We start from the raw sequence: 23,248 nt of genomic DNA, 5'->3' as shown, positions 1-23,248 counted from the left end.
TTGAGCAAGCATCGGCGCTTACAACGCGCAAAGATTGCAAACCATGGAGGCACGGATGGCACTGCAGGCTCTGGGATATGCCGGTTTCGGATCGGCCGATCTCGAGGACTGGCGGCAGTTCGGGACCGGTCTCGTCGGCCTGCAGGCGGTCGAGCGCGGCAATTCGCTCTTGGCGTTCCGAATGGACGACCGCAAGCAGCGCATCGTCATCGACCGCGCGATGGGCGAAGGCACGCGCTTCTTCGGCTGGGAGGTCGCTAACAGCACAGCGCTGGACGCGCTGGCGACCAGGCTAGAACAGGCCGGCGTGCATGTCGTGGCCGAACCGCAGACGCTGGCCGACGCGCGGCGCGTGCGCAGCCTGATTTCGTTTCGCGACCCCGCCGGCAACCGGCTGGAGGCGTTTTACGGCGCCGAGATCGACGACGCCCCGTTCGTGCCGGGGCGTTCGATCTCGGGCTTCCGCACCGGCCCGCTTGGGCTGGGACATGCCGTGCTGACGGTCGAGAACATCGAGCCTGTCATGGCGTTTTACGTCGACGTGCTGGGCTTCGGACTTTCCGACTACATCTCAAAACCGTTCCGCGCCTATTTCTTCCACGTCAACGCAAGGCATCACAGCCTCGCACTGATCGAGACCGGCAGGAACGGCATGCACCATCTGATGGTGGAGCTGTTCTCGCTCGACGACGTCGGCCAATGCTATGACATCGCGCTGACGCAGGAGGACCGCGTCGGCGTCACGCTCGGCCGTCACACCAACGATTTCATGACCTCGTTCTACGCCAAAACGCCGTCGTCCTTCATGATCGAATGCGGCTGGGGCGGCCGCGAGATCGATCCCGCGACGTGGCAGCCGGTCGAGATGCATGACGGCCCGAGCCTGTGGGGACATGAGCGCATCTGGCTGCCGCCGGAAGATCGCGCGGTCGCGCGCGAGATGCGCCTGCGCGCCGCCGCATCAGGACTGCGTGCGCCCGTGCAGGTGATGGAGGGCAATTACAAGCTGATGTCGGGGACGTGCGCGTGGTGGGACGGCGTGCGCGGGAAGAATTAGCGGCCGGAAGCGCCGCCGAACGACCCCACGTCGTCCCTGCGAACGCAGGGACCCATAACCATATGGAGTAGTCGTTGCGCGAAGTCGTCGAAAAGCATTTTCCAAAACAACAGGCCGCGGCGTATGGGTCCTGCTTTCGCAGTGATGATAGTTGAGTCTGCGGTGCTACTCCCGATAGCACCCGTGCTCGATCTCCTCGATTAGGCCACGTGCGGCCGGCTGCCATCCGAGTTCTTGCCGCGCGCGCTTTGCCCGCACACGGCTGTTCGACGCCATCGTATCCTCTGCCGTGCGCTCGCCCCATTCGGCGGCAGCCTCCTGCATCGACATCGCCGTTGGCAGTTCCGCAAAACCCAGCATGCGGTTGATGGCCTCGCATGCCTCGCGCATCGAATTCTCGCCGTTCTCGGCGAAATAGAACGCGCCGGCCGGAGCCTTCTCGATCGCAAGCGCGTAGAGCGTCACGAGGTCGTCGATATGCACGTTTGACCAGATGTTCTCGCCGGGCCCCGCATGTGCCGCGTTGCCGCGCTTTTTTGCGAGATTAATCAGCAACGGCACCTGCACGCTATCAGGTCCCGCGCCAAGGCCTGGGCCATAGATCAGGCTCGGGCAGATGATGACTGGCCGACATCCCTTATCGCGATGGGACAAAATGAACTCGTTCAGCGCAACTCGCGCCGCGCGCGCGGGCGATGGGGTATTTGGCGTGTCTTCATCGAAGATCGCATCGGAGCGCTCGCCCTTGGCGCGCGTGCCGACGATGCTCGATCCCGATGTGTGGATCAGTGGCTTGCCGCTTCCGGCGAGCGCGCCGAGCAGGCTCTCGACCGCGTCTCCGTGATCGGCGCTCGCAGCATTGACAACCACGTCGGCGCGCTGCGCGGCTTGCGTCAGGATGTCCCTGTCGTCGAGCGTTCCCAGCAAGGGATGGACGCCTCGCGCACGAACCGCTTCCGCTTTTTCAGGCGAGCGAACCAATCCGGTCACCTGATGTCCGGCGGCGATGAGATGAGCCGCAACCGATCCGCCGATATAGCCCGATGCGCCCGTGCAGAAGATTTTCATTCCTGAACCTCAAGCGCGCCTTTTTGGCGAATCGGAGCGGGCGTCTCATCCCAGATGCTTCTTGAAGAATTCCGTGGCCCTGCCCCAGGCGAGTTCTGCGGCCTGACGATCATGGACGGATTGCCGCTGCTCATTGACGAAAGCGTGCTCGGCGTCATAGCGGAACAGTTCGAGCGACTTGCCGGCGGCCTTCATGCTCTGCTCGAAGGCATCGACCACCTGCGGCGTGCACCAGTCGTCCTTGTCGGCGAAATGCGCCTGCAGCGGAATCTTCACGTCCGCAGGCTTTGCCGCCTGCTCCGGCGGAATGCCGTAGAACACCACGCCGGCCGCAAGCTCCGGAATTTTGGTGGCGCCGATGATGGTCACCGCGCCGCCGAGGCAAAAGCCGGTCAGCCCGACCTTGGCGCCGTTGCGCGACAGATATTGCGCGGCGCCCCGCACGGTCTGCGTAGTGGCATCCATGAAATCCAGCGAGTTCATCTCTTTGCCGGCGGCATCCGTGTCGTGATACGGCACCACCTTGCCGTTGTAGAGATCCGGCGCAAGCGCATCGAAGCCCGCCACGGCAAACCGGTCGCACAAGCCCTTGATCTGGTCCTGAAGGCCCCACCATTCCTGGATCACGACCACGCCCGGCGCATTGCCGCGCGCAGCGTTGGTGAGATAGCCGCTGGCATCTTTACCGTCCGGGCGCTTGAAGGTGATGGTAGTACCCATGAGTTCCTCCGGGATATGTCTGACCGATTGCCGGCATTTTGTCCGCAGTGGCGTCAGGACGCAATCCGGTTGCTATCTCTCGTGCCCCGGACGCTGCGCAGCGCGAAAGCCATGCGCTGCAGAGCCGGGGCCGATGGCCGCAATGAAAATGTGGATCCCGGCTCTGCGGTGCACCGCTCAAGAAGCGCTGCACCGCGTCCGGGACTCGAACTTTGTGCCCGACAACAAAAAAGCCCCCGCAGGGGCTTTTCCGAATTTCGCAATGAAGAGCGTCTATCAGTGGGCGTTGGCCCAAACCTTCTTCTTGGTGAAGTACAGCAGCACGGTGAGCAGGATCAGGAACACGAACACCTGCATGCCGAGCGCCTTGCGCGCCTCCATATGCGGCTCCGCGGCCCACATCAGGAACGTGGTGACGTCCTTGGCGTATTGCGCAACCGTTGCCGGCGAGCCGTCGTCATAGGTGACCTGGCCGTCGTTCAGCGGCTTCGGCATCTTGATGGCATGGCCGGGGAAATATTTGTTGTAGTGCGACCCTTCCGGCAGTGTGAAGCCGGCCGGCGGCATGTCCTCATAGCCCTGCAGCACCGCGGCAACGTAGTCCGGGCCCTGCTCCTGATACTGGGTGAAGAAGTCGATCAGGAACATCGGGAAGCCGCGCTTGTAGGAACGCGCCTTGGCGATCAGCGAGAGATCCGGCGGTGCTGCACCGCCATTGGCGGCACGCGCAGCCTGCTCGTTCGGGAACGGCGACGGGAAATAGTCGGCGGGCCGGCCCGGCCGCTCGAACATCTCGCCCTGGTCGTTCGGGCCGTCCTTGATCTTGTAGTCGGAAGCGAACGCTTGGGCCTGGGCCACCGAATAGCCGGGACCGCCCGCTTCGGCGAGATTGCGGAAGGCGACATAGGACAGGCCATGGCAGGAGGAACAGACCTCCTTGTAGACCTTCAGGCCGCGCTGCAAGGCACCGCGATCGAACTTGCCGAAGGGACCGGAGAACGACCACTTCTGCCCGGGCGGCTTGTCGCCGTGGTCCTCAGCGCGCGCATTCTGCGCACCGCCGACGAGCAATCCGCCGGCAACCATCAGCGCGATTACGGTCGACACCATCGGCGCCGCCTTGCCGCCGGTCTTGGCGAGCACGTCATCGGCGATCGAATTCGGCACCGGACGCGGCTTCTCGATCCGGGAGAGCAGCGGCAGCAGGATCAGGAAATAGGCGAAGTAGCAGACAGTCAGAATACGGCCGACGATCACATAGATGCCTTCCGGCGGCTGGGCGCCGAGATAGCCGAGCCCGATGCAGACGACCACGAACATCCAGAAGAACTGCTTGGCCAGCGGGCGGTACTTCGACGAGCGCGTCTTGGCGCTGTCGAGCCAGGGCAGGAACGCCAGGATGATGATCGCGCCGAACATCGCGACGACGCCAGCCAGCTTGTTCGGGATCGAACGCAGGATCGCGTAGAACGGCAGGTAGTACCATTCCGGGACGATGTGCGCAGGCGTCACGCCGGGATTGGCCGGGATGTAGTTGTCGGCATCGCCGAGATAGTTCGGCATGTAGAAGATGAACCAGGCGAAGAACAGCAAGAAGCAGGAGACGCCGAACATGTCCTTGATGGTCGCGTAAGGCGTGAACGGCACCGTGTCCTTTTCGGTCTTCGCCTCGACGCCGGCCGGATTGTTCTGGCCCGCCACATGCAGCGCCCAGATGTGCAGCACGACCACGCCGGCGATCACGAACGGCAGCAGATAGTGCAGCGAGAAGAAGCGGTTCAGCGTCGGATTGCCGACGGCATAGCCGCCCCACAGCAGCGTCACGATGCTCTCGCCGAAATACGGCACGGCGGAGAACAGGTTGGTGATGACGGTGGCGCCCCAGAAGCTCATCTGGCCCCACGGCAGCACGTAGCCCATAAAACCGGTCGCCATCATCAGGAGATAAATAATGACGCCAAGGATCCACAGCACTTCACGCGGCTCCTTGTACGACCCGTAATAGAGGCCGCGGAACATGTGGATGTAGACCGCGAAGAAGAACATCGAGGCGCCGCTGGCGTGGATGTTACGCAGCAGCCAGCCATAGTTGACGTCGCGGACGATCAGCTCGACCGATTTGAACGCGAGATCGGCATGCGGCGTGTAGTGCATCGCCAGGATCACGCCGGTCAGGATCTGCACACCTAGCATCATCGAAAGGATGGCGCCGAAGGTCCACCAGTAGTTCAGGTTACGCGGCGTCGGATACGCCACGAACGAGGAATGCATGAGTCCCATGATCGGGAGGCGCCGTTCGATCCACTTCAAGGCGGGATTGGTCGGCTGGAAATCGGATGGTCCGCTCATTGATGCGATCCTGAGGAAGTAAGACGACGCGACGACATAAGGGGTCTCGGACTGGCGTCCGAGCCCTTAGCCGATCTGGATTTTGGTGTCGGAAACGAATGAATAAGGCGGCACCGCCAGGTTGGCCGGCGCGGGTCCCTGACGGATGCGGCCCGAGGTGTCGTACACCGAACCGTGGCAAGGGCAGAAGAAGCCGTCGTAAGCGCCCTCATGGGCGATCGGGATACAGCCGAGATGCGTGCAGATGCCGACCACCACCAGCCACTGATCATGGCCCGACTTGACCCGCTGCTCGTCACTCTGCGGATCGGGCAGGCTCGATACCGGCACCTTGCGGGCCTCTTCGATCTGCTTCTTGGTCCGGTGGCTGATGTAGATCGGCTTGCCGCGCCAGAACACCTTGATGTCCTGTCCTTCGGCGATCGGGGTCAGGTCGACCTCAATCGGCGCGCCGGCCGCGATCGTCGAGGCATCCGGATTCATCTGGGAAACCAGCGGCCACACCGTGGCAGCGGCGCCTACGGCGGCGACGGCTCCCGTTGCAACAAAAAGGAAATCACGGCGTGTCGGATGGTCCGCCGAAGACGCTGTCGTCACGATTCCAAGCCCTTTCTTATCTGCAGCCAGCGGAACCGCCCCGGAGGCGCGGAAGGCGCGGTCCGGAAGAGGCTGCCGGCGCCCGCGGCCCCCGCGGCGGCAGAAAAAACCGCTTTTCCTCCCCCATTCCGGCGGAACAAGCAGTCCAGAATCGTTCTATTGGCACCCTTGCCGTGAGAGCGCAAGCCCGCTATCGGCTCGCAAGCGTGCAATGCACTAAATCCGCGCCGGAGCGTGATTATTCAGTCATTTCATGAAACCCGCCGGGCGGCCTCGCGCCGTACGGATGATATGGCCGACTTCGAGATACCCGGAGATCCAGAATTTTCTTGCGAATCCGGCAGCCAGCGGCCGGTTTCCTTCCTCGGCTCGGCCCAGGAATATGTACCGCCGACAGACTGCATGATAAGATTTGGCTATGACAGAGGATCAGGTGAAAGAGGTTATCGAGCGTGTGCTGACCTGGCCGCGGGAACGGCAGGAAGATGCCGCCCAGATGTTGCTTGCTCTGGAAGCCCGCGAGGGCGAGCTTTATCGTCCCGATGACGACGAGTGGGCGGCGATTCAAGAGGGCGTCGCCCAAGCCAAGCGTGGTGAGGCCGTATCGGCAGGCGAGATCGCCGCTCTTTTCAAGCAACACGGTTCATGACGCTCCGGTTTACGCCCCGCGCGCGGGACGACCTCCGGGAAATCATGGAATATATCGCGAATGAGAATCCGGCCGCCGCTGACCGGGTGGGTCTAGCGATATTTGACACATGCGCTTTATCGCCGCGCGGCCTTATCTGGGAATTCGCAATGCAAGAGCGCCGGAATTGCGGAGCCGCCTGGTCGCGCGATATCCGTACCGGTTATTTCGTCGAGGACGCCAATGTCTGGATCGTTCACATCCGGCATTCCGCGCGCCGTCCTGTGGATGAGCAAATTTGATTCGAATGCACATCGCGCTTTTCCAACCCGATATCCCCCAGAACACCGGGACGATTCTGCGCCTGTGTGCCTGCCTGGGCGCGACCGCCCATATCATTGAGCCGGCGGGATTCCCGACGTCCGACCGGCATTTCCGCCGGGCGGGAATGGACTACCTCGATCACGTCGCCCTTATCCGCCACGACTCATGGTCAAAATTCGAGCAATGGCGTAACGAGGCTGGTTCCCGCTTGGTGCTGTTTACGACCAAAGCAGCCGGTTCCTATCTGGATTTCCGCTATCGAAGTGACGACGTCCTGCTGTTCGGGCGGGAATCCGCAGGAGTTACCGACGAGGTCGTCGCTGCGGCCGATGCCCGGCTGGTGATCCCGATCAGGCCGGGCTTGCGTTCGCTCAATGTGGCGATGGCGGCCGCCATGGCATTAGGCGAGGCGATGCGTCAGACAGGTCATCCGATTGCTGGCGAGATCGGGTCCGAGGAGAAGGTGTGAGCTACGCGGTCAAGGAAATATTTCTGACGTTGCAGGGCGAAGGCGCGCATGCCGGCCGCGCGGCAGTGTTTTGCCGTTTTTCCGGCTGCAACCTCTGGAGCGGTCGCGAACAAGACCGCGTGAGCGCCACCTGCCAGTTCTGCGATACCGACTTTGTCGGCACCGACGGCACGCTCGGCGGCCGCTATGCCACAGCGGATGAACTCGCCGATGTCATCGCCGGGCAATGGACCGGCGAGAATACCAACCGCTACGTGGTCCTGACCGGCGGCGAGCCCCTGCTGCAGGTCGATCCGCCCTTCATCGATGCGCTGCATGCGCGCGGCTTTGCGATCGGCATCGAGACCAACGGCACGATCGAACCGCCCGAGGGAATGGACTGGGTCTGCGTCAGCCCGAAGGTCGGCGCCGATCTCGTGGTGCGCCGCGGCCACGAATTGAAACTGGTCTATCCTCAGGCAGGCGCGGCGCCGGATGATTTTGCGAGGCTCGATTTCGAGCGCTTTTCGCTGCAGCCGATGGATGGACCCGACGTGCTCGAAAACACCGCGCGTGCGATCGACTACTGCCTGCGCCATCCGCAATGGCGCCTCAGCCTGCAGACGCACAAGACACTCGGCATCAGATAGGATTTAGATTTTCAGATGTGGGAACTGACGAAATCGTTTCGCTTTGAAGCTGCGCATTCCCTCAAGGGCACGACCTTCGGCGCGGCCAGCGAGGAAATTCACGGCCACTCTTTTCGCGCCGAAGTGAGCGTGCGTGGAACGCCCGACCCGGAAACCGGCATGGTGCTCGATCTCGGCCTGCTGGAGCGCAGCATGGAAGAGGTCCGGAAAGCACTCGACCACAAGCTCCTCAACAAGGTCGAGGCGGTGGGGACGCCGACGCTGGAAAATATTTCACGCTACATCTTCGAGCGGGTCCAGCACGCCGGCAAGGTCACACGCGTCAGCGTTCACCGCGACAGTTGTAACGAGAGCTGCACTTATTTCGGACCGCAGGGCTGAACGCCAATGGATATGTCCCTCATCGAGGACCGCAAAACGAAGGCGCGGAGTTGGTTCGAAGCATTGCGCAACGACATCTGCGCGGCTTTCGAGCGGCTCGAAGTCGACGCGCCGCCTGCCCTCTATCCCGGCGAGGCTGGGCGCTTCGTGCGCACGCCCTGGGATCGCACCGACCACACTGGCAAGCCCGGCGGCGGCGGCCTGATGTCAATGATGCGCGGGCGGCTGTTCGAAAAAGTCGGCGTGCACTGCTCGACCGTGCATGGCGAGTTCGCACCCGAGTTCCGCGCACAAATTCCGGGCGCAGCCGACGATCCCAGGTTCTGGGCGTCGGGCATTTCGCTGATCGCGCACATGCGCAACCCGCATGTGCCGGCGGTGCACATGAACACCCGCTTCGTGGTCACCACCAAGGCGTGGTTCGGCGGCGGGGCGGATCTGACGCCGGTGCTCGACCGCCGGCGCACGCAGAAAGACCCCGATACGCTGGCCTTCCATAAGGCGATGAAAGAGGCCTGCGGCGGATCGAACAGCGTCGCCGACTACGACAAATATAAAAAATGGTGCGACGAATATTTTTATTTGCCGCATCGCAAGGAAGCGCGCGGTATCGGTGGCATCTTCTACGACTGGCACGATTCCGGCGATTGGGACGCCGACCTTGCCTTCACCCAGGAGGTCGGCCGCGCCTTCCTGAAAATCTATCCCGAACTGGTCCGCCGCAATTTCGCCCTTCCCTGGAATGCTGCCGAGCGCGAGGAACAGTTGATCCGGCGCGGGCGCTACGTCGAGTTCAACCTGCTCTACGACCGCGGCACGATTTTCGGGCTAAAGACCGGCGGCAATGTGGATTCCATTCTCTCGTCGATGCCGCCAGAGGTAAAGTGGCCATGATCGCATGATCGCGTTGTCATGACTGATCGCTAGGGTGCGATTCGTGTCATGCAATCCAAGGAGTAGATCATGGATTTGAAACCAGGCGACGTCGTCATTCTGAAGTCCGGCGGCCATCCTCTCACTGTGGTGGAGGTCAAAGACGGCAACGTTGCGTGCGTATGGATGGGCAATGAAGGGGATCTGTTCCGCGAGACGCTGCCGCTTGCCGTCCTAGAGCTCGCCGAAGCCGAGACGTCCGACGACGAGGAAGAAGACGACGAAGACGAAGAGGAAGACGAAGAAGAGGACGACCGAGCCAACAAGGTTGCGTAAGGGACTTTTGACGCCGCCGGGATTTAATGGTCCGGCGGCGTCGTTTCGGGGAATTGGACCCGGTGCGGGTGATCTGATATTCGCGGCAAGTCCGCCGCTGCTTGCCGCGGCCGATGCCGCTCGAAGTGAGATGACCGCCAAACAATGACCCACCTGCCCCGCGCGATGCTGATCGACATGGACGACACCATCCTGTCGGCCTATGGACGTCCCGAGATCGCCTGGCACAATGTAACGTCCGAATTTGCCGCCGAATTCGGGCCGCTGACCTCGCAGCAGGTCGCCGCCGCCGTTCTGGATTCAGCGCGCAAATTCTGGGCCGTTGCCGAAGCCGAATGGCGGCTGAAACTGGATGAGGCGCGGCGCGTCACCGTCAGGAACGGATTTACTGCGCTCGCCGAGGGCGGCCACGTGCTGCCTGAAGACCTCGCGATACGGCTCGCCGATCGCTTCACCGCCTACCGCGAAGAAGAAATGTTCGTCTTCCCCGGCGCGCATGATGCCATCGACGAACTGAAGGCCCGCGGCGTCAAGCTGGCGCTGGTGACGAACGGCGCCGCGGGCGCGCAGCGCGCCAAGGTCGAACGCTTTGCGCTGTCGCACCGCTTCGATCACATCCAGATCGAGGGCGAGCATGGGTTCGGCAAGCCGGACGAGCGCGCCTATCTGCACGCGATGCAGGCGCTCGGCGTCACCGCGCCCGAGACCTGGATGATCGGCGACAACCTCGAATGGGAAGTCGTGGCGCCGCAGCGGCTCGGCATCTATGCTATCTGGATCGACGTGCATGGCGATGGCCTGCCGCCGGATTCAACCGTGAAGCCCGACCGCATCATCCGCTCGCTGACGGAACTTCTGCCCTACAGGGGCTAGCAGAGCGTCTGAAATTCCGTTGTCGGCTCGCCGCCGCCATCACATGCTCAACTGGACGATCTGGCCAGCCGGGTCAGCGCGTTCAGCAGCCTGGCGCTGCATCAGATGGAACGAATTCGGGTGAAGTACCGTCCGGTCGGCTTCCTGTGCAGCGTTGCGCTGGTCCGCAACTTACCGAACATCAACTGCTTCCCGATCCGCACGGCATCGCTCATGCGTTGACCCCTTCAGTGCCGCAGCGCCGCGGCTATCATAACGACGCCGCCGACAATCACGGCGGCGTCCAGGATCGCGGTGTGGACATGCACCGGCATGCGCTCGACGAAGGCCTTGGCGAGGAACGCGCCGGGAATCGCGATGGCGCCGATCAGGAGGGCGAAAGCCAATACTTGCGCGGTAACGACGCCTGCAAGGCCGAACACCGAAATCTTGATCAGACCAGTCACGACCGAGATCACCGCGTCGGTAGCGATCACGGCAGCCCCCTCAAGACCGGACGCCATCAATAACGACAGCAGGATCACCCCCGAACCGGATGTGCCGCCGACCACCACGCCATAACCTGCTGCGCTGACACCGAGGCCGGTATCGCCGATCCTGATGTCACGGTGCTTGGCCAGCCGGCGTAGCGGCACGCTCAGGATCAGCATGCTGCCGATCACGAATGCCGCGCCGCCGCTGGTCAGCCGCGTGTACCCATAGGCGCCGAGCGCCGTACTCAGCATGGCGCCGCCGACCACGATCAACGCGCGCCGCCGGTCGGCGTAGCGGAAATACGCCACGAAGCGGCTGATATTGGTGAAGATCGCTGAGATCGCGATGATCGGCACCACCGGCTCGGCGCCAACCAGCGGCACCAGCACCAGCGGCATCAAGGCGCCGGTGCCATAGCCGGCAAGCCCGCCGACAACGGAGGCCAATAGCGCTATGCCGCCAACCAGCACGAGTTGACCGAGCGAAATGTCGGCGAAGCCGCCCAGAATATTCACAACCGGTGATCTCGGGTGAAACGGGCGGCGGCCTGGTCGGCAATTGCGGCAAGCGCCGATGGTTCAAGCGGAAAATCCGCGGCCAACCAGGCGTCTTCCGCAAGCGTCAGCACGTGACCAAGGCCGGGACCCTCGGCAATGCCGCGGGAGATAAAGTCGGCCGCCTTCAGTGGAAATTTCGGCGCGCTCCAGCGCTGCGGCAACGTTGCGAGCTCATGCCATCGCGCGGCACCATAACCGACGCCGCCTGCCCGCGCCCATGCCAGCATAAGCCGGTCGCGATAGGGATCCTCGCCGAGCCGATAGAGAAGCTGCCGCGCTCGCGCGTCGTCTTTGCTCGCAAGCCGCCACCAGCGATGGCCCATCGAATCCAGCGCTTTGGCTTCCGCATTGGAAAGACGAAGCCGTGCCGAGACGCGCCTGGCGTCCTCGGTAACGGCGACCGTGAGCGCAGCGAGCCGACGCACGGCGCTCGGCGACAGCCCCAGCGCCCGTTCGGCCGCGATCATCGCCGCGAACGTCGCCGTGTAGGTGACGCCGCCGAAGATCAGCAGCAGCAGGCCGGCATCCGCCATCGCCTGCAACGCAACCGCGGCTCCTTCAGCGACCAACAGCTTCAATATCTCCATGCGCACGCGTTCGGCGGAAAGGTTGGAAAGCCCCGCACGCCCGTCGATGCACGCGAGATATCCGGCACGGTCGGGCTCGCCCGCCCCGTAGGCGGCATGCATGCGGAAGAAGCGCAGGATGCGCAAATAATCCTCGGCAATACGCTGGCCGGCATCGCCGATGAAGCGCACGCGCTTGGCTTCGATATCGGCAAGCCCGCCGACATGGTCATGCACGACGCCCTCGGCATCGACCGAAAGCCCGTTGATCGTGAAGTCGCGCCGTTCCGCGTCGCGAACCCAGTCGCGCCCGAACGCAACCCTGGCCTTGCGGCCAAAGGTCTCGGTATCCTCGCGCAAGGTCGTGACCTCGAATGGATGGGATTCGACGACCAGCGTGACCGTGCCGTGGTCAATCCCGGTCGGGACGCATTTGATGCCGGCCGCCTTGGCGCGGCGGACGACCTCGTCGGGCAACGCGGTCGTCGCGATATCGATGTCGCCGAGGGGAATTTTCAGAAGCGCATTGCGCACGGCGCCGCCGATCACGCGGGCTTCCTCGCCATCGCCATTGAGCAACGCAAGCACGCGCGCGGCTGGACCTGATCTGAGCCAGGGCGCGTCCGACAGCACGCGTGCCTCGCTCATTTCTCAACTCCGGGAACCAGCTTGCCGTTTTCGATATGCGCGGGAATGTAGGTCGAATTCGGCGGCGCGCCGGAGAATTGCGCGAGCAGGACGAAGCTGATCACGACCAAGAGCAGCGATCCCAGCACCAGTTTGGCGACAAGATGCACCGGCCAGGAGGAGGACGCGAAGACGCCGGAACGGGTGGCAACCAGGAACAGCGCATAGACCGCGAACGGGATCAGGAAAATTCCGATTTCGGTCAGAATCGGACGGATCATGCGAGATAAATCCGCTCATACAGCACGCGCAAGATTCCTGCGGTCGCGCCCCAGATGTAGCGCTCGGCGAACGGCATGGCGTAAAAGGAGCGCTCGATGCCGCGGAATTCCTTGGCATGGATCTGATGGTTCTCGGGATTCATCAGAAACGCCAGCGGCACCTCGAAGGCATCGACCACCTCGCCTTCGTTGATCGTCAGGTCAAAGCCGGGCTTCACACGCGCCACCGTCGGCAGGATGCGAAATCCGAAGGCGGTTCCATAGAGGTCGAGATAGCCGATCGGCTCAATGAACTCGCGCTTGAGGCCTATTTCCTCTTCCGCCTCGCGCAAGGCGGCGTCGAGCGGGGAAGCGTCGGTTGCATCGATCTTGCCGCCCGGAAAGGAAATCTGGCCAGCGTGGCTGGAAAGATGCGGCGAGCGCTGCGTCAGCAACACCGTTGGCTCGCGGTGATTGACTACCGGGATCAAGACCGCCGCCGGACGGACCGGCTGCTCGCGCGCCACGATCTCGAGCATGCGGTCGTTGCCCGCATCGCCCGTCTTCGGAATGATGTTGGGATCGACCAGGCCGGGCGGCACGTCGAAGTTTAACCGGGTCTTGGTCCGCGCGAAGAACTCCGTCGAGTTGATCGGAGCCGCCTCCATCTTCTTCAGCATCGGCTCGTTCAAACCGCGTCCCTCACCTGCTTCGCGTCCGCCATGGCAAAGAACTCGCCGCCGGACTCGATGCCGAACATCGGCTGACCATCGACCACCCGCTCTTCTCCCATGTCAACCAGATCGTAATAGAGCGCACGCGTCACTTTCGCCCACAGATCGGCGCGGACGTGCAGATAGGGCGTCAGCCCGCCGTCGTCGGCCATCTCGAAGCGCAGGCGATGGGCGGAATCGCATAGCACCCAGTCGTCAACGTTGGTGCGGAAGCGCAACAGCCGGCCGCGATCGCCGGCCTCGTTTTGCATCTCCACCGCCAGGAACGGCGCATCGTCGACGCGGATACCGACCTTCTCGACGGGAGTCACGAGAAAGTGCTTGCCCTCCTCGCGCTTGAGGATGGTCGAAAACAGCCGCACCAACGCCGGCCGCCCGATTGGCGTCCCCATGTAGAACCACGTACCATCGCTGGCGATTCGTATGTCGAGATCGCCGCAGAACGGCGGATTCCACAGATGGACTGGAGGCAGTCCCTTTCCGGCCGGGGTGCGATTGACCGCTTCCCTGGCGGCGACCGTCAGCCCTTCGAGATCCTTGCTGTCAGAATCCTTGCCCCCGTGCCGCTGGCCGCTGGTTTGCCCTTGCTTCGCCATTGTTTGCCCTGAGTCTCGGCGCCCCGATTGGCACGATTGGTGCACATATACCGAGATATGTGTTCCCGGCGATTTGTGTCCGTACTATTGCCGATCAAGTCGCCACATCGTGATGCCGTTCATACCCCGAAATACCGATAATGTGGGGATAGTTTAATTCAACGAATGCATGGCCTTTGCACAGGTTTAGCATGAGTTCGTGGCATGACGACGCAACCAGCGGTGTCATGAAGCGATTAGGTGGTTGAAGGAGAAAGTCATGGCGGGTGCAGACGGTGTCGAGAAACTCGAGGACGCGATCGTCCGGTCGGCGGAGCAGGTCGCCGGCCAGATCCGCGCCGCGAAGGAAGCGATCTCCACCGTCATCTTCGGCCAGGAGCGGGTGATCGAAAACACCTTGGTCACGATCCTGTCCGGCGGCCACGCGCTGTTGATCGGTGTTCCCGGCCTCGCCAAGACCAAGCTTGTCGAAACCTTGGGCATCACGCTCGGGCTGGACGCCAAGCGCATCCAGTTTACGCCCGACCTGATGCCGTCGGATATTCTGGGCGCCGAGGTGCTGGACGAGAGCAATTCCGGCAAGCGGTCGTTCCGTTTCATCTCCGGACCGGTCTTTGCACAGCTCCTGATGGCAGACGAGATCAACCGCGCCAGCCCGCGCACGCAATCGGCGCTGCTGCAAGCCATGCAGGAACAGCACATCACTGTTGCAGGCGCGCGGCATGATCTCCCAAAACCGTTCCACGTGCTCGCCACGCAAAACCCGCTGGAGCAGGAAGGCACCTACCCATTGCCCGAGGCGCAGCTCGACCGCTTCCTGATGGAGATCGACGTCGACTATCCCGACCGTGACGCCGAACGCCGAATCCTGTTCGAAACGACGGGCGCGGAAGAGACACTCGCCAAGGCTTCGATGGACGCGGAAACCCTGATCGCGGCCCAGCGGCTGGTGCGGCGCCTGCCGGTCGGCGACAGCGTCGTTGAGGCGATCCTGTCGCTGGTGCGCGCCGCACGTCCCAACACGGAAGACGGCGGCGACAAGCTGATCGCCTGGGGCCCTGGTCCGCGCGCCAGCCAATCGCTGATGCTGGCGGTCCGTGCGCGCGCCTTGCTCGACGGCCGCCTTGCGCCCTCGATCGACGACGTGCTCGATCTCGCCGAACCCGTCCTCAAGCACCGCATGGCGCTGACCTTCTCGGCGCGCGCGGAGGGCCGCACCATTCCCGACGTAATCAGACAATTGAAGACGCGGATTGGTTGATGGCCGCAGAGACCAGCCACGAGAGCAGGGAGATTGTTGCGATCCGACGTGCCGATGGCGAAAGCCGAATGCTCGCCGCATCGCTTCCTCGTCTCGTGCTCGACGCCCGCCGCATCGCTGCCAACGTGATCCATGGCCTGCACGGCAGGCGCCGCGCCGGCGCCGGCGAGAGCTTTTGGCAATACCGCCGCTTCGTCTCCGGCGAGCCGTCGCAGAACGTCGACTGGCGGCGCTCGGCGCGCGACGATCATCTCTACGTCCGCGAGCAGGAATGGGAGGCTGCGCATACGATCTGGCTGTGGCCCGACCGCTCGCCGTCGATGGCGTTTGCATCCAAGGGTGCCCGCGACTCCAAGCTGGAGCGTGGCCTGATCGTTACATTTGCGCTCGCCGAGCTCTTGGTTGCGGGCGGAGAACGCGTCGGCATTCCCGGCCTGATGACCCCGACCGCCAGCCGCAACGTGATTGACAAGATGGCGCAGGCGATGCTGCACGACGATGCGGTGCGCGCCAGCCTGCCGCCCTCTTTCGTGCCGTCGGCGCTGGCGGAAATTGTCGTGCTGTCCGACTTCTGGTCGCCGATGAGCGAAATCAGGACGATGCTTGCAGGGCTTTCAGCATCCGGTGCCCATGGCACGCTGATCCAGGTCGTCGATCCTGCCGAAGAAACCTTTCCCTATGCCGGCCGGGTCGAATTCGTCGAGCCGGAAGGTTTTGGCGTCATCACCGCCGGCCGCGCCGAGAGCTGGGTCAGCGACTATGTCGCGCGGGTCGCACTGCATCGCGACGAGATCCGCAGCGAGACCAACCGGCTCGACTGGTTGTTCTCGACCCACACCACCAGCCGGTCCGCCGCCGAACTGCTGCTGTTCCTGCATTCGGGCATGATGGCCGCCAAGGGAAGCGGGCGCGGCTCAACTGTAAAGGCGGGGCGTAGCGCATGATAGCGGGCATCCCCCTAAGCTTTGCGCAACCACTGCTTCTGTTGGGCCTGTTGAGCCTGCCGGTGCTGTGGTGGCTGTTGCGCGTGATGCCGCCGCGGCCGAGGCGGATCGAATTTCCGCCGACACGGCTGCTGTTCGACATCAGGCCGAGGGAAGAAACCCCATCGCGGACGCCGTGGTGGCTGACGGCGCTGCGCCTCGCCGCCGCCGCCCTGGTCATTCTTGCGGCCGCAGGCCCGATCTGGAATCCGCAGACCGGGGTTGGCGGCAGCAATGCGCCCTTGGTGATTCTGCTCGACGACGGCTGGAGCGCGGCAGCAAGCTGGGACACGCGGATCAAGGCCGCTGACGAACTGATCGCCAACGCCGAGAACGACCGCCGTGGCGTGGCGCTGGTTCCGCTCTCCGAGCCTGCGCGCGATATTACGCTGATGCCGGCCGGCACTGCGCGCGTCGCACTGCGCCAGATCGCGCCAAAGCCCCATTCGATCGACCGCGTCGACACGCTTGGCGCGCTCGACCGCTTCCTGAAGGCCACCGGAGATGCCGAGATCGCGTGGCTGTCCGACGGCGTCGATACCGGGCGCGGCGCCGAATTCGTCGAAAATCTCGCCAAAACCATTGGCGAGCGCAAACTGACGGTGTTCGAGGGCGGCGCGGCGCCTGCGCAGGCCCTGGTCGCCGCCGAAAACGCCGCGGCGAAGATGACGGTCAAAGTGCTGCGCACCACCAGCGGCGTCGCCGCCGGCGTGGTTCGTGCGATCGACGCCAAGGGCTCCCCGATCGGCGAAGCGCGCTACGCTTTTGGCATGCAGGATCGCGAAAGCGAAGCGGCGTTCGATCTGCCGGTCGAACTGCGCAACGACATTTCGAGGCTGGAAATTTCGGGTGAACGATCGGCCGGCGCGGTGCAATTGCTCGACAAACGATGGCGGCGGCGCGCCGTCGGCGTCGTCACCGGCGCCACCAGCGATACCGCCCAGCCGCTGTTGGCATCGACCTTCTATCTTACCCGCGCCTTGTCGCCATTCGCCGACGTGCGGCTCGGCGACCGCGGCGCGCCGCAACAGGTGATCGCGCAATTCCTCGATCAACGGCTGCCGATGATCGTGCTCGCCGATGTCGGCACCCTGTCGCCGGAAATCCGCGAGCGGCTGAACGCATGGATCGACCAGGGCGGCGTGCTGGTACGTTTCGCAGGTCCGCGCCTGGCGCAGGCCGATGACGATTTGGTACCGGTGAAACTGCGTCGCGGCGGCCGCATTCTCGGCGGCAGCCTGACCTGGGAAAAGCCGCAGCATCTGGCGTCCTTCGCCGCCGACGCTCCGTTCGCGGGTCTTGCAGTGCCCAAGGATGTCACCGTGAACCGGCAGGTGCTGGCGGAGCCGGATGCGGTGCTCGCCACCAAGACCTGGGCGTCGCTGGAAGATGGCACGCCACTGGTGACCGGCGAGCATCGCGGCAGGGGCGTCCTCAGCCTGTTCCATGTCGGCGCCGACTCGCGCTGGTCGGACCTGCCGATGTCCGGCAGCTTCGTCGAAATGCTGCGCCGGCTGGTTGACATGTCCGGCTACACCTCGAAGCCCGGGGCTGGCGTTGCGAGCGAGGCGACCAGTGTCGAGACCGTGGCGCCGCTGCGCACACTCGACGGTTTCGGCGCATTCGGCCCACCGCCATCCACGGCCAAACCGATGCCAGCGGATTATCGCGACCGCGCTACTTCAGAACATCCACCGGGTTTCTACGGCCCGGCCGATGGCCCGATCGCGGTTAACACGCTGGCCGCGGCCGATCGCATCGCGCCGCTCGATACATCCTCCTTGCGCGCGCAGCGCGCCAGCTACACCAATGCCGAACCGCGTGACTTGCGCGGCATCCTGCTGTCGTCGTCGCTGGTGCTATTCCTGATCGACGCGGTCGTGGTCGCGATGCTGGGCGCGGGCCTTGCCGCTCTGTGGCGGCGGCGCGCCGCGGCTGCCACTGTTCTGCTGGCCCTGATCCTGTCCGTGACTTCGATCGCGCCTTCGCCAACGCGCGCCCAGAGCAATGATGAGTTCGCCATCAAGTCGGTGTCGCAGACGCGCCTTGCCTATGTCGTCACCGGAAATGCCGATGTCGATTCCATCGTCAAGGCTGGCATGGCCGGACTGACGCTATTCCTGGCGCAGCGCACGGCGCTCGAGGCCGGCGATCCCGTCGGCATCGATCCCGCAAAGGACGAACTGGCGTTTTTCCCGCTGATCTACTGGCCGGTGGTGCCGGGCGCGCCGAAGCCGCCGCAGGACGCCATCAACCGCATCGACGCCTATATGAAACAGGGCGGCACGGTGCTGTTCGACACCCGCGACGCCGTCGAGGCGCCGCCGGGCGAGAACGGCGCGTCGCAGACGCCGGGCATGCAAACCTTGCGTGAAATTCTCTCCTCGCTCGACGTGCCCGAGCTCGAGCCGGTGCCGCGCGAGCACGTGTTGACCAAGACGTTTTACCTGCTGCGCGATTTCCCCGGTCGCTTCAACACCGGCCAGACTTGGGTCGAGACTTTGCCGCGCGAGGATGACGACGACGCAGCCTCGCGTCCGGCGCGCGGCGGCGACGGCGTCTCGCCCATCATCATCACCTCGAACGATCTCGCCGGCGCCTGGGCGCACCGTCCGGATGGACAGCCGATGCTGCCGCTGACACCGGGCGAGCCGCGCCAGCGCGAATTCGCGTTCCGATCCGGCGTCAACATCGTGATGTACACCCTGACCGGCAACTACAAGGCCGACCAGGTCCACGTGCCCGCCCTGCTCGAGCGATTGGGGCAATAGAGCATGCAGTACGGTATCGCGTTCACGCCCCTCGTTCCGACGCTCGTGCTCTGGATCGCGCTGGCTGCGATCGTCGCGATATCGGCGCTGCTGCTGCTCGGCCGCGCGCGCGGGGCCGCGGTGCGCGTCGCGGCGCTGGCGCTGATCCTGCTGGCGCTCGCCAATCCCTCCTTCACCCGCGAGGACCGCGAGCCGCTGTCCTCGGTCGCTGCCGTCGTCGTCGACAAGAGCCCCAGCCAGAATTTCGGCACGCGCAACCAGGAGACGGCCAAGGCGCAGGAAGCGCTGGTCGACACGCTGAAGAAGATCAAGGGGCTTGAAGTCCGCGTCGTCGAGGCCGGACAGGCCGACGGCGAAACCGATGGCACGAAACTGTTCGGCGCGCTGGCCTCGGCGCTGTCGGACGTTCCGGTCGACCGCGTCGCCGGCGCGTTCCTGATCACCGATGGCCGGGTGCACGACATTCCAGCTAACGCCGCCGCCGTCGGCTTCCAGGCGCCGGTGCATGCGCTCATCACCGGGGCTAAGGACGAGCGCGACCGCCGTATCGCGATTTCGGCCGCGCCGCGTTTCGGCATCGTCGGACAGCCGCAGACCATCACTTACCGACTCGACGACCAGGGCGTCACCGGCCAGCGCGCAAAGGTCGTCATTCGCCGCGACGGCGAGGTGATCAGCGAGCGCAATCTCTCGAGCGGCCAGACCTCCAATGTCGAGGTCGACATCAAGCATGCCGGCCCCAACATCGTCGAGATCGAGGCTTCGCCGATCGAGAACGAGCTGACGCTGGTGAATAATCGCGCGGTGGTCGCGATCGAGGGCGTGCGTGACAAGCTGCGCGTGCTGCTGGTTTCCGGCGAGCCGCATTCCGGCGAACGCACCTGGCGCAATTTGCTGAAGTCGGACGCCAGTATCGATCTTGTGCACTTCACCATTCTGCGCCCGCCGGAGAAGCAGGACGGCACGCCGATCAACGAATTGTCGCTGATTGCGTTTCCGACGCGCGAATTGTTCCAGCAGAGGATCAACGAATTCCAGTTGATCATCTTTGACCGCTACGCCCGTCAGGGCGTGCTGCCGATCGCCTATTTCGATAATATCGCGCGCTATGTCCGCGCCGGCGGTGCGGTGCTGGTATCGGCCGGTCCCGATTACGCCTCCACCACCAGCATCTGGCGCACGCCGCTGGATACGGTGCTGCCGGCCGAGCCGGTCGGCGTCACCGAAAAGCCGTTCTACGCGCATCTGAGCGACGCCGGTAAGCGTCATCCGGTGACGCGCGGCCTCGAAGGCTCCGCCAGCGAGCCACCGCGCTGGAGCCGCTTCTTCCGTACCGTCGATACGCGCAACGCGATCGGCTCCCCCGTGATGACCGGCGTTGACGGCAAGCCGCTGCTGCTGCTGTCGCGCTTCGGCGAAGGCCGCGTCGCGCTTCTGTTGTCGGACCACATCTGGCTGTGGGCGCGCGGCTATGAGGGCGGCGGCCCGCATCTGGACCTATTGCGGCGGATGTCGCACTGGCTGATGAAGCAGCCTGATCTCGACGAGGAAGCGCTGCGTCTTCAAATCCAGGGCAAGGACCTTGTGGTGCTGCGCCAGACCATGGCCGACAACGTGCCGCCGGTAACGGTGACCTCGCCGAGCGGCGCCACCAAGGAGCTGACGCTGACGGCAAGCGAGCCCGGTACCTGGCGCTCGACCATTCCCGCCAACGAGCTCGGGCTGTGGCAGGCAACCGACGGCGCGCTGAAAGCCCTGATCAATGTCGGGCCGACCAACCCGAAGGAATTTTCGGAAGTCACCTCGACGACCGAAATGCTGAAGCCCTTGGCGCAGGCCACCGGCGGCGACGCCCGCCGCGTCGCCGATAGCGGAAGCGTCGACCTGCCCCGCGTCGTGCCGGTGCGCGCCTCCGGCATCTTCCACGGCGACGGCTGGATGGGCGTCAAAATGCGCGACGCCAGCGTGGTCAAAGGCGTCGGCGTGCTGCCGATGTTTGCGGGACTGGTCGGGTTGTTGCTGCTACTCGGCGCGTTCGCTGCGACCTGGGTGCGCGAAGGACGCTGACGGCGCCTGTCTGGTCGATGGGTCCTACGCAGCCTCGTCCGCGCGTCGCCATTTCGGAAATGGATCGGCAAGCCCGGACCATTCCGCAATGTGCATTCCCGGCTTTCCCGAAACAAGGCACGCATCGAGACGCGCCGTGATCGCGTCCTGATCCATATTCGTGCCGATGAACACGATCTCCTGCCGGCGATCACCGTAGGCCTCGCTCCAGTTCTTCTTGAGCGATTGTCGCCAGAACGGATCGTCCGGCCAGCGATCTGCCGGCACATTCGCCCACCAGAAGCCCAGCCCTTCGGTTCGGACGATGGCACCGGCCTGGCTCAACTCGCCGAGCCATTGCGGGCGCGTTGCTATCCAGAAATGTCCCTTGGCGCGAATGACGCCCGGCCAGCTTTCTCTCAGGAATTGGTGAAATTTCGCAGGCTCGAACGGCCGTCGCGCGCGATAGACGAAGTTCTTGACGCCGTATTCTTCGGTCTCGGGCTTATGGTCTGCGAAACCATAGAGTTCCTTGAACCACATCGGATGTTGCTGCGCGCGTGCGAAGTCGAAGCGGCCGGTATTGAGAATGCGCTGCAGCGGCGCATGGGAAAAATTGGTCTCGATGATATCGGCCTCGGGATTGAGGGAGCGGAGAATCATTCGGGCAGAATCGCGTTCTCCCGGCGACGCCGCATCGATCTTGTTGAGCACGATCACATCGGCAAATTCGATCTGCTCGACGAGCAGATCCACCAGGGTCCGCCTGTCGCCTTCCCCGAGCGACTCGCCGCGATCCGCCAGAAAAACGGTAGAGGAATAGTTCCTCAGCAGGTTGACGGCATCGACGACCGTGACCATCGTATCGAGGCTTGCCACGTCCGACAGACTTTCTCCGTCTTCGGACCGGAAATCGAAGGTCGCCGCGACCGGCAGCGGCTCCGAGATGCCGGTGGATTCGATCAGTAGGTAATCGAACCGCTCACTTTCGGCGAGCGCCCGCACCTCCTTCAACAAATCGTCGCGCAGCGTGCAGCAGATGCAGCCGTTGGTCATCTCGACCAGCTTTTCGTCAGTCCGTGAGAGGTTCGCACCGCCATCGCGGACCAGGTCTGCGTCGATGTTGACTTCGCCCATGTCGTTCACAATCACCGCAACCTTCAGGCCCTGGCGATTGTTGAGCACGTGATTCATCAAAGTTGTCTTTCCAGCCCCGAGGAAGCCGGACAAGACGGTGACGGGGAGTTTTCGCATGGAGATCGAAAAGCCTTTTTAGCTCACGGGGCCCGAACCGGGGAGGAAGACGCATGCAAGGGGGCCCTGTTGGTGACGGATCATGTTGCAGGTGCGCGGGGCGAAAGCGCTGATGTTGCGTGAATCTCACACCTGGCGAAATTGTCAGGGCTCCTGCACGACGCCAGCCGGGATGTCGATTGACACTCGGCTGGCTTCGCGACGTTATAATGTAACATTGGGACGGCGAGATGCCTGAGCCGGCCCCGGGGACAAGGCGTCAATCGTCGTGAACTGGTTTCGAAAGCACCTCAAGCACGGCTCGCGGCTGGCGCTGTTTGCGCTCGCGATCCAGTTTGCGCTGTCGTGCGGGCATTTTCACGCGGCGGCCATGCAGGCAACACCGGCCGTTCAAAGCGGGCTGACCGACGCCAAGCTTGGGACCGCCGCGCCTCTTGCGGCACAAGATGCGCACTCCGAAGCCGCTCAGCCGCAGCAGCCTGCGGGCCACGACGACGACCAGCACACGGCCAATGTCTGCGCGGTCTGCGCCGTCCTCTCCCTGGCCAAGAATTTCCTGTTCGTCACGCCGCCTGTGCTGGAGTTGCCGGGGGCTGTCGAACTTCTGTACCTGACCACCGGCGCCGAGTTCGTGCATCTCGGCTCGATCCATCTCGCATTTCAGTCTCGCGCACCACCCGCCTCCTGACGCCGATTGAATTAATTCACTCCCCAAGAGATTGCCGCGTCAGGCGCGGTTTTCTGAGGGAAAATCGGAATCGGTCCGTCGCACATCGACGGGATCAGGATCGGAACAAATGGTATTAAAGAAGAAA

At 63.7% G+C, this 23,248-nt stretch carries 24 protein-coding genes; 14 read left to right on the top strand and 10 right to left on the bottom strand.

Annotated elements, in window-relative coordinates:
• Window positions 1-55: 55 nt before the first annotated feature.
• A complete protein-coding gene (locus HCN58_RS01255) occupies window positions 56-1,057 on the top strand; it encodes a VOC family protein (protein WP_171577560.1) in 1,002 nt (333 codons plus the stop codon).
• A 165-nt stretch (window positions 1,058-1,222) separates the two neighbouring features.
• Here the strand turns inward: HCN58_RS01255 and HCN58_RS01250 are convergent, their stop codons facing one another.
• From HCN58_RS01250 to petA, 4 genes are all read right to left on the bottom strand, one after another.
• Entirely contained in the window at window positions 1,223-2,125 is a 903-nt protein-coding gene (locus HCN58_RS01250; protein ID WP_171577559.1) for an NAD-dependent epimerase/dehydratase family protein, read from the bottom strand.
• Window positions 2,126-2,170: 45 nt separating this feature from the next.
• Window positions 2,171-2,845, bottom strand: a complete 675-nt coding sequence (locus HCN58_RS01245) for a dienelactone hydrolase family protein (RefSeq protein WP_171577558.1) — start codon at window positions 2,843-2,845, stop codon at window positions 2,171-2,173.
• A 276-nt stretch (window positions 2,846-3,121) separates the two neighbouring features.
• Window positions 3,122-5,194: a cytochrome c1 gene (locus tag HCN58_RS01240; RefSeq protein WP_171577557.1), complete on the bottom strand. Its 2,073-nt coding sequence runs from the start codon at window positions 5,192-5,194 to the stop codon at window positions 3,122-3,124.
• A gap of 66 nt (window positions 5,195-5,260) precedes the next feature.
• Window positions 5,261-5,791, bottom strand: a complete 531-nt coding sequence (petA, locus tag HCN58_RS01235; RefSeq protein WP_171577556.1) for a ubiquinol-cytochrome c reductase iron-sulfur subunit — start codon at window positions 5,789-5,791, stop codon at window positions 5,261-5,263.
• A 418-nt stretch (window positions 5,792-6,209) separates the two neighbouring features.
• Between petA and HCN58_RS01230 the strand changes: the two genes are divergently transcribed.
• From HCN58_RS01230 to HCN58_RS01195, 8 genes are all read left to right on the top strand, one after another.
• Entirely contained in the window at window positions 6,210-6,440 is a 231-nt protein-coding gene (locus HCN58_RS01230; RefSeq protein WP_171577555.1) for a hypothetical protein, read from the top strand.
• Window positions 6,437-6,721: a type II toxin-antitoxin system RelE/ParE family toxin gene (locus tag HCN58_RS01225; protein WP_171577554.1), complete on the top strand. Its 285-nt coding sequence runs from the start codon at window positions 6,437-6,439 to the stop codon at window positions 6,719-6,721. Before HCN58_RS01230 ends, HCN58_RS01225 begins: the two co-directional genes overlap by 4 nt.
• Window positions 6,722-6,726: 5 nt before the next feature.
• A complete protein-coding gene (locus tag HCN58_RS01220; RefSeq protein ID WP_171577553.1) occupies window positions 6,727-7,212 on the top strand; it encodes a tRNA (cytidine(34)-2'-O)-methyltransferase in 486 nt (161 codons plus the stop codon).
• Window positions 7,209-7,841, top strand: coding sequence for a 7-carboxy-7-deazaguanine synthase (gene queE, locus HCN58_RS01215; RefSeq protein WP_171577552.1), 633 nt, complete (start codon window positions 7,209-7,211; stop codon window positions 7,839-7,841). Before HCN58_RS01220 ends, queE begins: the two co-directional genes overlap by 4 nt.
• A 15-nt stretch (window positions 7,842-7,856) precedes the next feature.
• Window positions 7,857-8,222, top strand: a complete 366-nt coding sequence (locus HCN58_RS01210) for a 6-carboxytetrahydropterin synthase (RefSeq protein WP_171577551.1) — start codon at window positions 7,857-7,859, stop codon at window positions 8,220-8,222.
• 6 nt (window positions 8,223-8,228) lie between these two features.
• A complete protein-coding gene (gene hemF / locus HCN58_RS01205) occupies window positions 8,229-9,116 on the top strand; it encodes an oxygen-dependent coproporphyrinogen oxidase (protein WP_171577550.1) in 888 nt (295 codons plus the stop codon).
• 69 nt (window positions 9,117-9,185) lie between these two features.
• Window positions 9,186-9,431, top strand: a complete 246-nt coding sequence (locus HCN58_RS01200) for a YodC family protein (RefSeq protein ID WP_171577549.1) — start codon at window positions 9,186-9,188, stop codon at window positions 9,429-9,431.
• A gap of 144 nt (window positions 9,432-9,575) precedes the next feature.
• Window positions 9,576-10,304: an HAD family hydrolase gene (locus tag HCN58_RS01195; RefSeq protein WP_171577548.1), complete on the top strand. Its 729-nt coding sequence runs from the start codon at window positions 9,576-9,578 to the stop codon at window positions 10,302-10,304.
• A gap of 227 nt (window positions 10,305-10,531) precedes the next feature.
• Here HCN58_RS01195 and HCN58_RS01190 read toward each other — a convergent pair whose 3' ends face one another.
• From HCN58_RS01190 to HCN58_RS01170, 5 genes are read right to left on the bottom strand one after another with little or no spacing between them, the layout of a single operon-like run.
• Complete coding sequence (locus HCN58_RS01190; protein ID WP_171577547.1) at window positions 10,532-11,293, bottom strand: TSUP family transporter; 762 nt, start codon at window positions 11,291-11,293, stop codon at window positions 10,532-10,534.
• Window positions 11,290-12,549 (bottom strand): CCA tRNA nucleotidyltransferase, encoded by a 1,260-nt coding sequence (locus HCN58_RS01185; protein WP_171577546.1) that lies wholly within the window; start codon window positions 12,547-12,549, stop codon window positions 11,290-11,292. Before HCN58_RS01185 ends, HCN58_RS01190 begins: the two co-directional genes overlap by 4 nt.
• Entirely contained in the window at window positions 12,546-12,809 is a 264-nt protein-coding gene (locus tag HCN58_RS01180) for a DUF6111 family protein (protein ID WP_171577545.1), read from the bottom strand. Before HCN58_RS01180 ends, HCN58_RS01185 begins: the two co-directional genes overlap by 4 nt.
• A complete protein-coding gene (locus HCN58_RS01175) occupies window positions 12,806-13,468 on the bottom strand; it encodes a CoA pyrophosphatase (protein WP_376701132.1) in 663 nt (220 codons plus the stop codon). The genes HCN58_RS01180 and HCN58_RS01175 overlap by 4 nt, the downstream gene beginning before the upstream one ends.
• Window positions 13,469-13,476: 8 nt before the next feature.
• Entirely contained in the window at window positions 13,477-14,118 is a 642-nt protein-coding gene (locus HCN58_RS01170) for a DUF1285 domain-containing protein (RefSeq protein ID WP_171577543.1), read from the bottom strand.
• Between the two features lie 259 nt (window positions 14,119-14,377).
• Between HCN58_RS01170 and HCN58_RS01165 the strand changes: the two genes are divergently transcribed.
• The 4 genes from HCN58_RS01165 to HCN58_RS01150 are packed head-to-tail and all read left to right on the top strand — an operon-like array spanning window position 14,378 to window position 21,200.
• Window positions 14,378-15,379 carry an AAA family ATPase gene (locus HCN58_RS01165; protein ID WP_171577542.1) on the top strand — a complete coding sequence of 334 codons (1,002 nt, stop codon included), beginning with the start codon at window positions 14,378-14,380 and terminating at the stop codon, window positions 15,377-15,379.
• Complete coding sequence (locus HCN58_RS01160) at window positions 15,379-16,323, top strand: DUF58 domain-containing protein (RefSeq protein WP_171577541.1); 945 nt, start codon at window positions 15,379-15,381, stop codon at window positions 16,321-16,323. The genes HCN58_RS01165 and HCN58_RS01160 overlap by 1 nt, the downstream gene beginning before the upstream one ends.
• Window positions 16,323-19,133, top strand: a complete 2,811-nt coding sequence (locus tag HCN58_RS01155) for a DUF4159 domain-containing protein (RefSeq protein ID WP_171577981.1) — start codon at window positions 16,323-16,325, stop codon at window positions 19,131-19,133. The genes HCN58_RS01160 and HCN58_RS01155 overlap by 1 nt, the downstream gene beginning before the upstream one ends.
• A gap of 3 nt (window positions 19,134-19,136) precedes the next feature.
• The gene (locus HCN58_RS01150) at window positions 19,137-21,200 is read left to right on the top strand and encodes a hypothetical protein (RefSeq protein ID WP_171577540.1); all 2,064 of its coding nucleotides are present in this window, start codon (window positions 19,137-19,139) and stop codon (window positions 21,198-21,200) included.
• A gap of 24 nt (window positions 21,201-21,224) precedes the next feature.
• Here the strand turns inward: HCN58_RS01150 and zigA are convergent, their stop codons facing one another.
• Window positions 21,225-22,433, bottom strand: coding sequence for a zinc metallochaperone GTPase ZigA (gene zigA, locus HCN58_RS01145; RefSeq protein ID WP_171577539.1), 1,209 nt, complete (start codon window positions 22,431-22,433; stop codon window positions 21,225-21,227).
• Between the two features lie 268 nt (window positions 22,434-22,701).
• On the opposite strand from zigA, the gene HCN58_RS01140 reads away from it, so the two are divergent.
• Window positions 22,702-23,121 (top strand): DUF2946 family protein, encoded by a 420-nt coding sequence (locus tag HCN58_RS01140; protein WP_171577538.1) that lies wholly within the window; start codon window positions 22,702-22,704, stop codon window positions 23,119-23,121.
• The last annotated feature ends 127 nt before the right edge of the window (window positions 23,122-23,248 follow it).

The sequence above is a fragment of the Bradyrhizobium australiense genome (assembly GCF_013114825.1).
Taxonomy (GTDB): domain Bacteria; phylum Pseudomonadota; class Alphaproteobacteria; order Rhizobiales; family Xanthobacteraceae; genus Bradyrhizobium; species Bradyrhizobium australiense.
This window is presented reverse-complemented; position numbering and strand designations above follow the sequence as displayed.